Source organism: Enterococcus sp. AZ088, from assembly GCF_051714845.1.
In the GTDB taxonomy this organism is placed as follows: domain Bacteria; phylum Bacillota; class Bacilli; order Lactobacillales; family Enterococcaceae; genus Enterococcus; species Enterococcus faecalis.
On the sequence record NZ_JBIOSQ010000001.1, the window covers coordinates 267046 to 281427 of the forward strand.

At 37.8% G+C, this 14382-nt stretch carries 11 protein-coding genes; 7 read left to right on the forward strand and 4 right to left on the reverse strand.

From position 1 onward, the window contains the following. Positions 1 to 9 precede the first annotated feature (9 nt). A complete protein-coding gene (locus tag IGL17_RS01390; protein WP_002355236.1) occupies positions 10 to 702 on the reverse strand; it encodes a response regulator transcription factor in 693 nt (230 codons plus the stop codon). Next, complete coding sequence (locus IGL17_RS01395) at positions 699 to 2042, reverse strand: sensor histidine kinase (protein WP_025193394.1); 1344 nt, start codon at positions 2040 to 2042, stop codon at positions 699 to 701. The genes IGL17_RS01390 and IGL17_RS01395 overlap by 4 nt, the downstream gene beginning before the upstream one ends. Before the next feature lie 324 nt (positions 2043 to 2366). Here IGL17_RS01395 and IGL17_RS01400 point away from each other — a divergent pair, with 324 nt between their 5' ends. The 5 genes from IGL17_RS01400 (at position 2367) to IGL17_RS01420 (ending at position 8000) form a co-directional block, all read left to right on the forward strand. Continuing rightward, complete coding sequence (locus tag IGL17_RS01400; protein WP_016618112.1) at positions 2367 to 3344, forward strand: DUF4822 domain-containing protein; 978 nt, start codon at positions 2367 to 2369, stop codon at positions 3342 to 3344. Between the two features lie 184 nt (positions 3345 to 3528). Continuing rightward, a complete protein-coding gene (locus IGL17_RS01405; RefSeq protein ID WP_002387659.1) occupies positions 3529 to 4494 on the forward strand; it encodes a DUF4822 domain-containing protein in 966 nt (321 codons plus the stop codon). A 219-nt stretch (positions 4495 to 4713) separates the two neighbouring features. Beyond that, a complete protein-coding gene (locus IGL17_RS01410; RefSeq protein ID WP_016618113.1) occupies positions 4714 to 5760 on the forward strand; it encodes a DUF4822 domain-containing protein in 1047 nt (348 codons plus the stop codon). A 173-nt stretch (positions 5761 to 5933) separates the two neighbouring features. Further along, entirely contained in the window at positions 5934 to 6737 is an 804-nt protein-coding gene (locus IGL17_RS01415) for an ankyrin repeat domain-containing protein (protein WP_002373191.1), read from the forward strand. A 51-nt stretch (positions 6738 to 6788) separates the two neighbouring features. Further along, entirely contained in the window at positions 6789 to 8000 is a 1212-nt protein-coding gene (locus IGL17_RS01420) for an amidohydrolase family protein (protein ID WP_016618114.1), read from the forward strand. Between the two features lie 38 nt (positions 8001 to 8038). Here IGL17_RS01420 and IGL17_RS01425 read toward each other — a convergent pair whose 3' ends face one another. Both IGL17_RS01425 and IGL17_RS01430 read right to left on the reverse strand, forming a co-directional pair. Then, positions 8039 to 8851, reverse strand: coding sequence for an alpha/beta hydrolase (locus IGL17_RS01425; protein WP_016618115.1), 813 nt, complete (start codon positions 8849 to 8851; stop codon positions 8039 to 8041). Next, the gene (locus tag IGL17_RS01430) at positions 8826 to 10418 is read right to left on the reverse strand and encodes a PucR family transcriptional regulator (protein WP_002355248.1); all 1593 of its coding nucleotides are present in this window, start codon (positions 10416 to 10418) and stop codon (positions 8826 to 8828) included. Before IGL17_RS01430 ends, IGL17_RS01425 begins: the two co-directional genes overlap by 26 nt. Before the next feature lie 122 nt (positions 10419 to 10540). Between IGL17_RS01430 and fdrA the strand changes: the two genes are divergently transcribed. Further along, positions 10541 to 13552 carry a DUF1116 domain-containing protein gene (fdrA, locus tag IGL17_RS01435; protein ID WP_002355249.1) on the forward strand — a complete coding sequence of 1004 codons (3012 nt, stop codon included), beginning with the start codon at positions 10541 to 10543 and terminating at the stop codon, positions 13550 to 13552. Further along, the gene (locus IGL17_RS01440) at positions 13545 to 14378 is read left to right on the forward strand and encodes a DUF2877 domain-containing protein (protein WP_002355250.1); all 834 of its coding nucleotides are present in this window, start codon (positions 13545 to 13547) and stop codon (positions 14376 to 14378) included. The genes fdrA and IGL17_RS01440 overlap by 8 nt, the downstream gene beginning before the upstream one ends. The last annotated feature ends 4 nt before the right edge of the window (positions 14379 to 14382 follow it).

Consider the following 14382-nt stretch of genomic DNA (forward strand, 5'->3'; position numbering starts at 1 on the left):
TTGCTCTCTTTATCGATTGAAGCGGTAGCCACTTCCCCAGAGTGTTTCAATTGGAGAGTCAGAAAGATTGGCTTTTTTTAATTTTTCCCGAATCCGTTTAATGTGAACAACGACAGTCGAAACCTCAGTATCTAAGGCATCAAACCCCCAGACACTTTCAAAAAGTTCTTCTTTATTCCACACACGGTTAGGATGTTCCATCAAGAAAACCAACAATTTGTATTCTTTGCTTGTAAAAATAACTTCATTTTCTAAAACAAACACTTTGTGGGCGGCAGTGTCGACAGCGATTTCATTGATTTTTAGTAATTGTGGCGGTTGCTCTGCCTTGCTTAACAATTGATAGCGGTTCATATGAGCTTTTGCTCGAGCGACCAATTCATTGGGACTAAACGGTTTAATTATATAATCATCCGCACCTAAGCCAAGCCCACGAATTTTATCAATATCTTCTTTTTTAGCCGAAACAATCATGATCGGCGTTTGCTTTTTTTTCCGAATTGCACGACAGATTTCAAAACCATCCATAGTTGGCAGCATCACATCTAAAATAATTAAATCAAAGGGCTCATTTAAAGCTGCTTCCAATCCTTTTTTTCCATCATGTTCAATTGTGACAGTCATATCGTTAATTTCTAAATAATCTTTTTGCAAATCAGCAATGCTTGGATCATCTTCAATAATTAATACATGTGGTTTCATTTTTCATCCTCCAACAACGGCAGCGTAATTATCACGTTGGTGCCGTCTCCTTTTTTACTTGTGACAGTGATTGTTCCCTGATGATAGTCAATAATTTGTTTGACAATACTTAATCCCAAGCCGCTTCCTTTAACTGTTGGGGTTCGAGATTTGTCTACACGATAGAAGCGTTCGAATAAATAAGGTAATTCTTTTTTATCGATACCAATGCCGTTATCTGTAATGGTTAAAACTAAGTCTGTTTGATTATGCGTTAAAGAAATCGTAAAGGCTAGTTGTTCTTTAGTGGGATCCGCAAATTTAATGCTATTTTGAATTAGATTGGTAATCACGCGATTCATCTGCGTGGGATCCATTTGAACGTATAAAGCTTCGGTGGGAAGTACAGAAGTGATCACGAGTTCTTGTTCCAAACGGTATTCTTCAAGAATATGTGCAATAAAACGAGTGAAATTGGTCTTTTCCATTGTAAAGACAGCACGGTCTAGGTCTAATTTAGAATACAAAAATAATTCTTCAATTAAATCATTGAGGCCTAAACTTTTTTCATGAATGACCGTTAAATAGCGCTGTTTTTTTTCTTCAGTATTGGCAACGCCATCCATCAAACCTTCAACGTAACCAATAATAGAAGTAATTGGTGTTTTTAAGTCATGAGAAATATTTGCAATTAATTCTTTCCGATTAGCTTCATATTTTTCGCGTTCCGCATTGGCTTCTTCTAAATCTTGCCACATTTGTTCAAAACTAAGTTGGAGCTGTTTGACTTCTGTTGAGACGGTTTGGTGGCTAGTTGGTGTAAATGGATTTTCTTTTTGGGCATCCTTACCCAATGTTTTAGTCGCTTTTTCTAATGCTTCTAATGGCTCGATAGTGGTTTTGGTTAAGCGCTTATTAATGAGCCAAGCTGCTGCAATTGCTACAAGGACAATTAACAAAATCATCCAGATAATCCAGCGTGTGAAGAATTCAAAAAGGCTACTTTCGCGTTTCAAGACAATAAAGCTCCCATTAGAACCATCTAAATAATGAAAATCGGATTTGACATAATGATACAGACGCCCTGCATTATCCAGTGTGCCAGTTGGCATAATATTATTCATTTCGTAGTTTGGAATATGTACAGACAAAGATTTTTCTACTAAATTATCCGAATAATAAGGAAACCGTGCATTCTTTCGAATAATCACACTTAATCCTTTTGCCTCAATTGTTTGAATCGTTTCCTTTAATTCTTTACTTAAAGGCGTATCTAGTAATTTCGGTGACTTTTTTAACAATTGATCTAAGGCCAAATAACTTTCTTCTTCGTTAGCGGTCAATGGTCGTTGCTTATTCATCATTCGGTAAGCTTGGGGCAAACTGGGGACAGTTCCTAATGTGATGTAAGAAGCTAAGGATAAAACAGCTAAAACAGAGGCTAAAGTAATAATGATGGCACTAATATAAGAAATAAAAAAGCGGCGTTTAATGGTCAAAAGCGTCCCTCCTAGTGGTTTTAATCTATTTCTTACTTATAGTGTATTACAAGTGAACAAAAAAAAGCTAGTATTGTTATTAACTTTTTTTCATTTGTTTATAATTTGTTCATTTTTCGGCAAGTAGGAGTTTATAAGGCTTTGCTATTCTAGGTATATCAAAAAGAAAAAAGGGGATTACCAACTATGAAAAAGAAAAAAGTTTTTAGTACGATTACCTTATTAACCTTTAGTACGTTGTTGATCGCAGGCTGTGCTGGCGGAGCCAACTCTGCAACAGATAAATCAAGTGCAGCTAGCTCAAGCACTGCAGTCTCTAGTTCAGCAGAAGCAGCTAAAGAGCAATCAAAAGGACAAGAATTAACAGAAATTTTATCCAGTACTGATTGGCAAGGCACAAAAGTTTACGACAAAAATAATAATGATTTAACAGCAGAAAATGCTAATTTTATTGGTTTAGCAAAATATGATGGTGAAACAGGTTTTTATGAATTTTTCGACAAAGAAACAGGTGAAACCCGTGGCGATGAAGGCACATTCTTTGTGACAGATGATGGCGAAAAGCGTATCTTAATTTCGGATACACAAAACTATCAAGCGGTGGTCGATTTAACGGAAGTGACGAAAGATAAATTTACCTATAAGCGAATGGGTAAAGATAAAGACGGGAAAGATGTAGAAGTCTTTGTAGAACATATCCCTTATTCTGACGAGAAATTAACCTTTACGAACGGCCGTAAAGATTTAGAAACAGAAACTGGCAAGATTGTTACCAGTGAACCTGGGGATGACATTTTAGGGGCTACATTATGGAATGGCACGAAAGTTTTAGATGAAGACGGTAACGATGTTACTGAAGCAAATAAAATGTTTATTAGTTTAGCGAAATTTGATAATAAAACAAGTAAATATGAATTCTTTGATTTAGAAACGGGTAAAACACGTGGAGATTTTGGTTACTTCCAAGTAATTGATAATAACAAAATCCGGGCCCACGTTTCAATTGGTGACAATAAATATGGAGCTGCGTTAGAATTAACAGAATTAAATGATAAACGTTTTACGTATACACGAATGGGTAAAGACAACAATGGTAAAGAAATTAAAGTCTTTGTGGAACATGAACCATATGAAGGAGACTTTACGCCAGACTTCACGTTCTAATTAGTCAATCACGAGTGGATGAAGCGGTCAAAAGGAAGTAAAGGATTCTTTTGACCGCTTTATTTTTAACAAAAAAATAGTTTATAGTTGTTTTTAATCGTTTATAAATTGTTCATTTTTCTGACAGTGGTAGTTTAGAATCGCTTGTTAAGATAGGTTTATCAAAGAAAAGGAGCGATGCTTTATGAAAAAGAAAGTATTAAGTTCGATTACTTTAGTAACATTAAGTACGTTACTTATAGCAGGTTATGCAAGTCCAGCATTTGCAGATCATGCAGCCAATCCAAATAGTGCTACAGCAAATTTAGGCAAACATCAAAACAATGGCCAAACAAGAGGCGACAAGGCGACTAAGATTTTATCTGGCACGGACTGGCAAGGAACCCGTGTTTATGATGCTGCTGGTAATGATTTAACGGCAGAAAATGCTAATTTTATTGGTTTAGCAAAATATGATGGTGAAACCGGTTTTTACGAGTTTTTCGACAAAAATACTGGGGAAACCCGTGGTGACGAAGGAACATTTTTTGTGACAGGTGATGGCACAAAACGAATTTTAATTTCGCGGACACAAAATTATCAAGCCGTAGTGGATTTAACCGAAGTGAGTAAAGACAAATTTACTTACAAACGTTTAGGGAAAGATAAACTGGGGAATGATGTTGAAGTTTACGTGGAACACATTCCTTATCATGGGAAAAAATTAGCTTTTACAAATGGACGTGAAGCATTAACCAATCAAACTGGCAAAATTGTGACAAATAAATCAGGGGATAAAATTTTAGGAACAACCTTGTGGAATGGCACAAAAGTCGTAGATAAAAACGGTAATGATGTGACAGCGGCCAATCAAAATTTCATTAGTTTAGCGAAATTTGATCCAAACACAAGTAAATATGAATTTTTCAATTTACAAACAGGTGAAACCCGCGGCGACTTTGGGTACTTCCAAGTGGTGGACAATAACAAGATTCGGGCCCATGTATCTATAGGGACGAATCGTTACGGCGCGGCGCTAGAATTAACGGAACTAAACAATGATCGATTTACGTATACTCGAATGGGTAAAGATAATGCTGGTAATGATATTCAAGTGTTTGTAGAACATGAACCTTACCAAGGCACATATCATCCAGCCTTTACTTTCTAAAAGTCTCTTGTCTTCTCTCTCATTTAACAAAAGAACGTCCCCCAACGTTCTTTTGTTTTCTTCTCTTCTATAAATAAATTGTTATTAGTTACAATTAAATATTATTATTAAGATAATTATAATAATTATTATTTAATAATTTGTTCATATTATGGACAGGTGGAGTTAATAACTACTTGCTATCCTTAAATTATCAAGAGGGAAAGGGAGTAGTAGCTTATGAAGAAAAAAATCGTTGGTACAATTACATTGTTGGCTTTAAGTGCGTTATTAGTTGGTGGAGCAGGAGGGGCTTTGACGGCAGAAGCATACGTTCCTCAAAGCGTAGACAATCCCAATAATTTAGGGAATTTACCTGAGTATTTACGCTCGGTTGGTATTCGGCAAGATGAAATGTTATCGGAAAAAGATTGGGCAGGTCAACGTGTCTATGATAAAAATGGGACCGATTTAACCGCTGAAAATCAGGATTTATTACATGCAATTAAGTTTGATGCAACCACTAGTTTTTATGAGTTTTTTGACAAAGAAACTGGGAAATCCACAGGTGATGAAGGGACCTTCTTTATGACCGCTGGCTTATCTGATAAGAGCTACTTAGTAATTATTTCTGAAACAAAGAATTATCAAGGTGTTTACCGGTCAAGAATGTTGTACCAAGATACTTTTACGTATACACAAACAGGGAAAGACAAAGCAGGAAATGATGTGGAAGTTTTTGTAGAAAATAAAGCAACCTCTGGTCCTGTCTATGGATATCCGCAACCTTTCCCAAATAATCGTCCGAGAACACTGGAATTTACGAATGGCCGACGTGCGATGACAGAGCAAACAGGGGCAATCGATATTAATCGACCTGGTGATGAGATTCTTGGAAAAACATCTTGGTTGTATGGTACGCCTGAGCGCTTATGGAACGGCACGAAAGTAGTGGATAAAGATGGCAATGATGTAACATCGGCTAATCAAAACTTCATTAGCTTAGCAAAATTTGACCAAGACAGCAGCAAATATGAATTTTTCAATTTACAAACGGGTGAAACTCGTGGCGACTATGGCTACTTTAAAGTAGGAAATCAAAATAAATTCCGTGCCCATGTGTCCATTGGAACCAATCGCTATGGCGCTGTCTTAGAATTAACAGAATTGAATGATAATCGTTTTACGTACACACGAATGGGTAAAGATAACGAAGGAAACGATATCCAAGTCTATGTGGAACATGAACCATACCAAGGAACTTTTGATCCTGAATTTACCTTTTAAGAACAAAACATACGAATGGAAACCAAAAAAAGTTTCGACTTCTTTTGGTTTCTCTCTTTTTAAAATAGAAAAACAGAGAAAGCGTTTTAATCGACAAATAAAAAAAGATTCGTTAGATTAGAACCACTGGAGAAAAATCTCATATTTCTCTCGAGGAAAGGAAGTTGAGCACAATGAACAAAAAAATTTTAATGGGGCTATTAAGTGTCGTGACCATTCCATTACTTGCTGCGTGTCAAGGAGGAGAAACACCCTCCGCAGCGTCAAAAAATAGTCAAACGGTGACTACTCAAAGTAGTGCAAAAACTGAAAGCACCAGTACAACCCGTTCGGTAGCTCAAACAACATCAAAAGAGGAAGTGAAAGAACCGATGAAGACCTATGAAGTGGGTGCGCTTTTAGAAGCAGCCAATCAACGAGATACGAAGAAGGTCAAGGAAATTTTACAAGATACTACTTATCAAGTGGATGAAGTCGACACAGAAGGCAACACACCGCTCAATATCGCTGTTCACAATAATGACATTGAGATTGCAAAAGCGTTGATTGATCGGGGTGCCGATATTAATCTGCAAAATAGCATTAGTGATAGTCCCTATCTTTATGCGGGAGCGCAAGGACGTACGGAGATTTTAGCGTATATGTTAAAAAATGCGACCCCAGATTTAAATAAGCATAACCGTTACGGTGGCAATGCGTTAATTCCGGCAGCTGAAAAAGGACATATTGACAATGTGAAGCTCTTGTTAGAAGATGGACGAGAAGACATAGATTTCCAAAATGACTTTGGCTATACAGCGTTGATTGAGGCAGTGGGGTTACGTGAAGGGAACCAACTATACCAAGATATTGTAAAATTGTTAATGGAAAATGGTGCGGATCAATCCATTAAAGACAATTCTGGTCGAACAGCAATGGACTATGCCAATCAAAAAGGTTATACGGAAATTAGTAAAATTTTAGCACAGTACAACTAAGTATTGTGTCCTTTCGGGAAGGAATAAATACAGGTAGGAGTGAAGGAAAGCATGAATTATTGGTTAAAAAATGTTCGAATTGAAACAGGGTATCAAAAAGAAGGTGACTGGTTATCTGGGACAGTAACCAAAGAAGTGGCAATTGAAATAACAGATGGAGTATTTACGAAAATCATCCCCAATGAAGAATTGGTAGAAGAACCTGGGTTGACAATTATTGATGGTCACCATCAATTGATTTTACCAGGTTTGATTGAAAAACATTGTCATTTTGATAAAAGTAAACTAGGTGTTCCGTGGTATCCGGTGACGCCAGCGAAGTCAATTGTGGAACGTGTCGAAGCAGAAATCCCTTATTTAGATAGTTTAGAACTTTCTTTAACTGAACGCGCAAATCATTTAATTGACTTAGAATTACCACATGGCGCGACAGCCTTCAGAACACATGTCGACGTGGAACCGATGACAGACTTACGTTATTTTTATGAAGTCCAAGCGTTGGCCCAAACGAAACCATTTGCGGTAGAAATTGTCGTCTTTCCACAGCACGGCTTACTACGTTCAGATTCCGTTGAATTAGTTGATCAAGCATTGGCAAAAGGTGCCGATTTTATTGGTGGCGTGGATCCTTATTCACTAGATGGTGATTACAAAAAATCATTGGCTGAAACATTCCGCTTAGCAGATAAACATGGTGTCGGTGTGGATATTCATTTACATGACCGTCACGAAGCTGGGACAACAACGATTAAAGAAATTATCCGTTTAACGAAAGAATATGGCCTACAAGACAAAGTATTTATCAGCCATGCCTTCGGGTTAAATGATTTCATTGGTGAAGAACGTGACGAAGTTTATGACGCTTTAGCAGCAGAAAAAATTCATATTAATTCCAGCGTGCCAATCACACCTAACACGATTCCGCCAATTATGGAATTGTTACGTCATGGAGTCAATGTCCATCTTGGTTGTGACAATATCTACGATTGCTGGTCTCCTTATGGTGATGGCTCATTACAAGAAAAATTGGCTCGTTTAGGTGAACTTTTTAATGTGAAAGATCAAGATGCTTTAACCCAATTATTGGGCTTAGTGACAGATGGTGTCACAACTTTAGACGAACAAGGGCAAGCAAATTGGCCGCAAGTTGGTGCTGAAGCAACTTACTTACTCACTGAAGCAGAATGTGCGGCGGCTTTTGTCGCTCGTCAGACACCGGTGGAAATCAGTGTGGTAAAAGGAACCACACTTTATCAAAAATAACAAAAAGAAGCGAGATTTCTCGCTTCTTTTTGTTATGCTTATCGCTTCTTCAACCAGCTATCCAATTGCTCAAATAAAGTGATGACCGAAGGATTCTTGGTTTGTTTTAAAAAATCATGTTCTAAATAGTAAACCGCTTTAAAGGTACTCTCAGGAATGGTCCGTCCGATTTTTTTGCTATAGCGGAACGGCACTTCTTCGTCTGAACTGCTAGCTGTACTGAAACAAGGTGGAAACGTTTTTAATGTTTCGTCTGACAGTGCGTAAGCAGACCAGTCCCCATTTTCTGGTAATCCGTAAAAGTGCGGCAATAGCGCTTGCTGAATACTGTAATGATACAGCAGATAGCGAGAAAGAAAAGGATCATCCCAAACAGGCTTCGTTTGGTCGATAGCAGCTATTTCTTTAGCGGAAATGGCTTGCTTTAATAATTTCCGTGGCTCTTTAATAAATTCTAAATCTGTATAGCCGTAAAAATTGACTAAAAATTGTGGCGTCAAATTTAGTGTTTGTAATTGTTTGGTTAACTGTAACATTAAATAACCGCCAGCGGAACGCCCGCACAAACCAAAGGGCTGGTTTTGAATAATCTCTTCGTTTAGCAATTGGAAGGTTTCTGTGAGCGCCCCTAAGATGTGATCGATTTTTGTATTTGGAGCCAACAAATAGTCCAGTGCTAAAACGGTATAGCCATTGCTTGTAAACAGCTCCTTCAGTTCTTCTGGTAAATCACTTTTGGTTCCATAAATCATCCCGCCACCGTGTAAATAGACGACATAGTTCGTTGATTCAGTCGTAGTGGGGTAGATAGTAACTGTTGCGCCATTAGCGAGTGTTTGATTGTTTTTCAAGTGCACGTCTCCTCATCTTTATAATGTATGTGGCAATTTCATAATTTAACAATTGCAAGGGATTGGCTAAGTCAATATCAAGAAGTTGTTCCACTTTGTTTAAACGATAACGAATCGTTTTTGAATGAAGGAACATCGCTTCAGAGGTCTGTTTATAGTTGCGATTATTTTGGAAAAAACTGTACAAGGTTTCAAACAAATCGTAGTTATTTTCGGCTAATTGATAAAGTGCGCGAGGAATTAATTCGTCTAAATTTTCCAATTGGTCTTCGCGGATAAAATTTTTAAATACCCCGATATCGGCTAAGGTGACAATTGGTCCGTTATAAAAAGTTTCATTAAAGCGCAGAATGTCCAGACATTCAATCAGTAGCTCTTTAATCCCTTCTCGTGATTTTAAACTGCTGACGGCAACGGTAAGCGTGTCGTTTTCTTCTAAAAGTTCAGCTAATAAACGACTTAATTGCAGCTTTGTAATTTTTCCATCACTTTCATTGAAGTTAAAAAGGACCGCCGAATAATTTAGCTGATCAAAGAAGATGGATTTCACACGCAGGGTACGAAGTAAGGCAATAATTCGTTCTTTCATGAGTTGTGTATTGGTGTCTTTGGTAGAAAAAGCAATCGCTTGGTAAGAATCTAGTTCTTGCATTTGCACTTCACGAAGCAAACTGTTTAGCTCGTCAGGATTTTGCGGTGTATTTTGTAAAATAGCATCCGCTAAGTTGTTCAAACGAGTATACCGTTCTTTTTTTAACAAATTTTCGGTATTGAATTTTTCTTGCAAGACATCAATCGCATTTTCGATAATCACTAAATCCGTTTCTTTAACCTTTTCATCTTGTAAATAAACCAGAAGTAAACAATTAGTGGAATAACTATTGAAAATAGAAACTTCTAGTGCCAACTGTTTTTTGGGGTTGGCATGAGAATAAAGTGTTAAAAGAGAGTAATCATTTTTAGTGAACTCACTGTTTTTTAGTTTTTCTCTTGAGAGCACAATCGCATCATGGGGTAAGTCGCCATCGCTAATTTCCAGATGTTTATCCAACATTTTTAAAGCGAAGGGTAATTTAATGATGTCATAAAATTCTTGCATAATCGTCTCAACCGTTGGGTAGTGGCGCTCTAATTTGGTGAAACGTTGGCGTACATCGTAATACGTACGTAAGACATGCGACTGATAATTCAACAAAGGCTCGTAAATCGTAAACAGAATTTTTTCATAGCTAATGTCTTGTGTGATTTTAATTAAAGGAATTTCATAATTGAAACATAATTCGATAAACCACTCTGGAATCATTTTAATGAATCGATCTGTTTTCAAAATTAAGCCGCTGATGCCAATTCGGCGCATCTTTACGAAAAAATTTTCCAACTCTTTTTCTGGTAAATCATGCAATGCGTAGAAAGAAGTCAAAATTAACTGATTCTTTCTACTCCAGTTCTCGATATCAATCGCTTCTAAGACCATTGCCGAGTCAACTTCATTGTCTAAACCAATCTCTTTCGTCAAAATTTTACCTTTTTTTAAGTCACCTATCGATAATAACTCTCTTAATTTCATCGTTTTCTCCTTTTTTCCTCTTATGGATAAAAATTATACCATTTTTTTAGAATTATGTCCGATGAAAACACTTTCTTGTTTCGATACAATAGCATTGTAAGGAATAGATAGGAGGATGAACAATGTTACACACAGTAATTTTGAAAAACAATTACCAAGACTCCATCAACTTAATGTTATTGACCAATAAAATCAATGCATTAGATGGTGTAACCATGAGTCAAATCATGATGGGAACAGATGCCAACAAAGACATCCTTAACAACACGAACTTGTTAACGGATGAGGCCAATAGTGCATCTGCAAACGACATGATGATTGTGGTTGACAGTGAAAAAGAAAACATCATGGAAGAAGTTATGCCAGCGATTGATGAATTCTTAGATGATTTATCAGCAAAGGGAACTAGTGAAGAAGCACAAGCAGCAACTTCTTGGTCAGAAGCGTTTGATCTTTTACCAGAGGCGAATGTAGCGCTATTCAGTATCCCTGGTGAATATGGTGCGCCAGAAATGGAACGTGCCTTAAAAAATGATTTACACGTGTTCTCTTTCACGGATAATGTGTCAATTGAAGATGAAGTACGTTTGAAAAAATTAGCGCATGAAAAAGGCTTACTAATGATGGGCCCTGACTGTGGAACTGGTATTATCTCAAGTATTCCAATCGCCTTTACAAATGTTGTTTCTCCAGGAAACATTGGCGTTGTTGGTGCTTCAGGGACAGGGATTCAAGAAGTTACAACGATTATTGACCGCTTAGGTGGCGGAGTTGTTCACGCCATTGGTACTGGTGGTCGTGACCTAAGCGATAAAGTAGGCGCTATCACAGTGAAAGATGCTATTGTGGCCTTAGAAAATCACGAACCAACCGATGTGATTACAGTTATTTCTAAACCACCTGCAAAAGAAGTTCGTGATGAAGTGGTTGAATTATTACAAAGCATTTCAAAACCAGTCGTTGCGATTTTCTTAGGAGAAAAACCAACAAGTCACGAAGGCAAAGTTTATCTAGCTCATACATTAGAAGAAACAGCTAAAATTGCTGTTGATTTAGCAAATGATGTGGCCGTGAAGAAAAATTACTTTGAAGCATTAGCAAAACCAGCTGTACCAACATTACCAGAAGATAAAGTTGTAAAAGGCTTATATTCAGGTGGTACATTAGCTTCTGAAGCAGGTATGTTAATTTCTGAAGCTTTAGACCTTGGCGGTTTAGTGAAAGCAGAAGGTTATGTCTTGAAATCTCATGGTTATGAAGTCATTGACTTAGGCGATGATATGTATACACAAGGTCGTCCACACCCAATGATTGACCCAGATGTTCGTATCGAAAAAATTCGTGAATATGCACAAGATGAAAAAACGGGGATTATCTTATTCGATGTGGTGTTAGGCTACGGTGCTCATGAAGACATGGTTGGTGCATTGTTACCGGCAATTGAAGAAGCGCGTGCCACAGCCAAAGAAGCCGGACGTGATCTTTACTTTGTTGCAACTGTCTGTGGGACGACGAAAGATCCGCAAAATTACCAATCGTCGGTTGATCGTTTGAAAGAAGGCGGCGTTTTAGTTGCAGAAAGCAATGCTAAAGCTGTTCAATTAGCTTTATTACTAAAAGGAATCGAAATTTCAGAAGACGATAAAGAAGTGGTTGCTTACAACGGACCAACTGTCGATGTACCAAAACCAGGCGAAAAAGTAATGGAACTATTAACAACCAAACCAAGAATTATTAACGTTGGGTTGCAAAGCTTTACAGAATCAATCGTTGATTACGGTGGCGAAACTGTTCAATTCAACTGGCGTCCGCGTGCCAACGGCAATAAAAAAATGATTAAAATTTTGGATGCCTTGGAAGATTACAGTGAACAAATCGAAGCTGAAAATCACAAAGTAACAGACAAAATTAAAAATGCACAACCATTCTTAGTAGATGTGGTACCTGCGAAATCAGTGATTCCAGAATTAAATGATGATGCACAAAAAACATTACTTCATGCTGGACCACCAATCCAATGGTCTGAAATGACTGGACCAATGAAAGGTGCTTGTATCGGTGCTGCATTATTCGAACGTTGGGCAGACAATGAAGAAGATGCTTTGAAGATTTTTGAAGCTGGCGAAGTACGTTTCATTCCTTGTCACCATGTAAAAGCAGTAGGACCAATGGGCGGTATTACTTCTGGTAATATGCCAGTCTTTGTTGTAGAAAATCGCTTAGAAGGTAACGAAGCATACTGTATCTTGAATGAAGGTATCGGTAAAGTATTGCGTTTTGGTGCTTATTCACAAGAAGTAGTTGATCGTTTAGATTGGATTAAAGATGTTTTAGGACCAACTATTGCGAAAGCTTTGAAACTTTCTGAAGAAGGCTTGAACTTAAACGTATTGATTGCGCGCTCTATTACAATGGGTGACGAGTTCCACCAAAGAAATATTGCCGCATCTTTGAACTTCTTAAAAGAATTGTCTCCATTAATTATCAAAACAGATATTCCAGAAGATCAAAAATACGAAGTAATCAAATTCTTAGCTGACACAGATCAATTCTTCTTAAATGTCATGATGGCAACTGGAAAAGCAATTGTTGATGGTGCCCGTAAAGATACCAACGGAACGATTGTCACAACGATGACTCGTAACGGCGTGAACTTTGGGGTCCGGATTGCAGAAACAGGCGATCAATGGCATACCGCACCAGTAAATACACCAAAAGGTCTTTACTTCACTGGTTTCAGCGAAGAAGACGGAAATCCTGATGTCGGGGATAGTGCAATTACTGAAACAGTAGGCGTTGGAGCAATGGCTATGGTAGCTGCACCTGGCGTAACACGGTTTGTTGGTGCAGGTGGCTTTGAAGATGCGTTAGCAACCTCAAATGAAATGGCAAAAATCTGTGAAGGACACAACCCAACATTCTCAATTCCAACTTGGGATTTCCAAGGAACTTGTTTAGGAATTGATATCCGTAAAGTGGTGGAATTAGGAATTACACCAATCATCAATACAGGGATTGCACACAAAAATGCCGGTGTTGGTCAAATTGGTGCAGGGACAGTTAGAGCACCTCTAGGCTGTTTTGAAAAAGCCCTAGAAGCGTATGCTGAGAAACTAGGCATTACGGTTGAATAACCAACTAGTCATTAGTGACTACATTTTTCCTATCCACCAATATGGCAAGATGGGAACCATTCACAGTGTTTTTGAACGTTCATTTAATCTGAAAGTCCAGGATCAATTAATCAATGTTGCAAACTTCCATAATTATTTATCAAGCTTTGGTATGTTTTTGCCAGATCAATTGTTTCAAGAAATCTTTCCGTATGTACAACAAGGTAATAAAGTCAAAATCACAGAAAATCAGTTGACCTTTTACAGTACAGTCGGCGTGAAAACGATCCAACTCACACCTGCCGAGGTCGTTTCTTTAAACATTACTCATTTCAAGTTAGAAAAAGACCAATTACGCTTGTTGCGAGACCGCTTATTAGCGAGAAACTTAGAACGTAGAATTGGCCTGCCTTTAGACGAACGAGCAAAGCATATTTTCAAAAAAATGAGCCAAAAACAAAAAGTTTGGACACTATCGGAATGGCAAGAAGTAACGAATTATCTGATTGGTCGGGGCAAAGGGTTAACCCCGAGTGGTGATGACATTTTAGTGGCGTATCAAACAATTCTGTTCATACTTGCTGATGAAAGAGCTGCGGCGTTAGCCGCTACTCTTTCGGCAGCAAATTTATCCACAACAGATGTTAGTAAAGGCTATATTGCAAGCTCGGCTAAAGGATATGTAAATTCATTGTTGTATCAGTTACTCTTGGATTTGGAGAACCATCGGGATAATAGAGTTGACGAAAATATTGACAGAATTATACAAATCGGACATTCCTCTGGTAAAGATATGTCATTTGGAATGTTACTAGCTTTACAATCTGTAGAGTTAGATGAGAAGTGAGGAG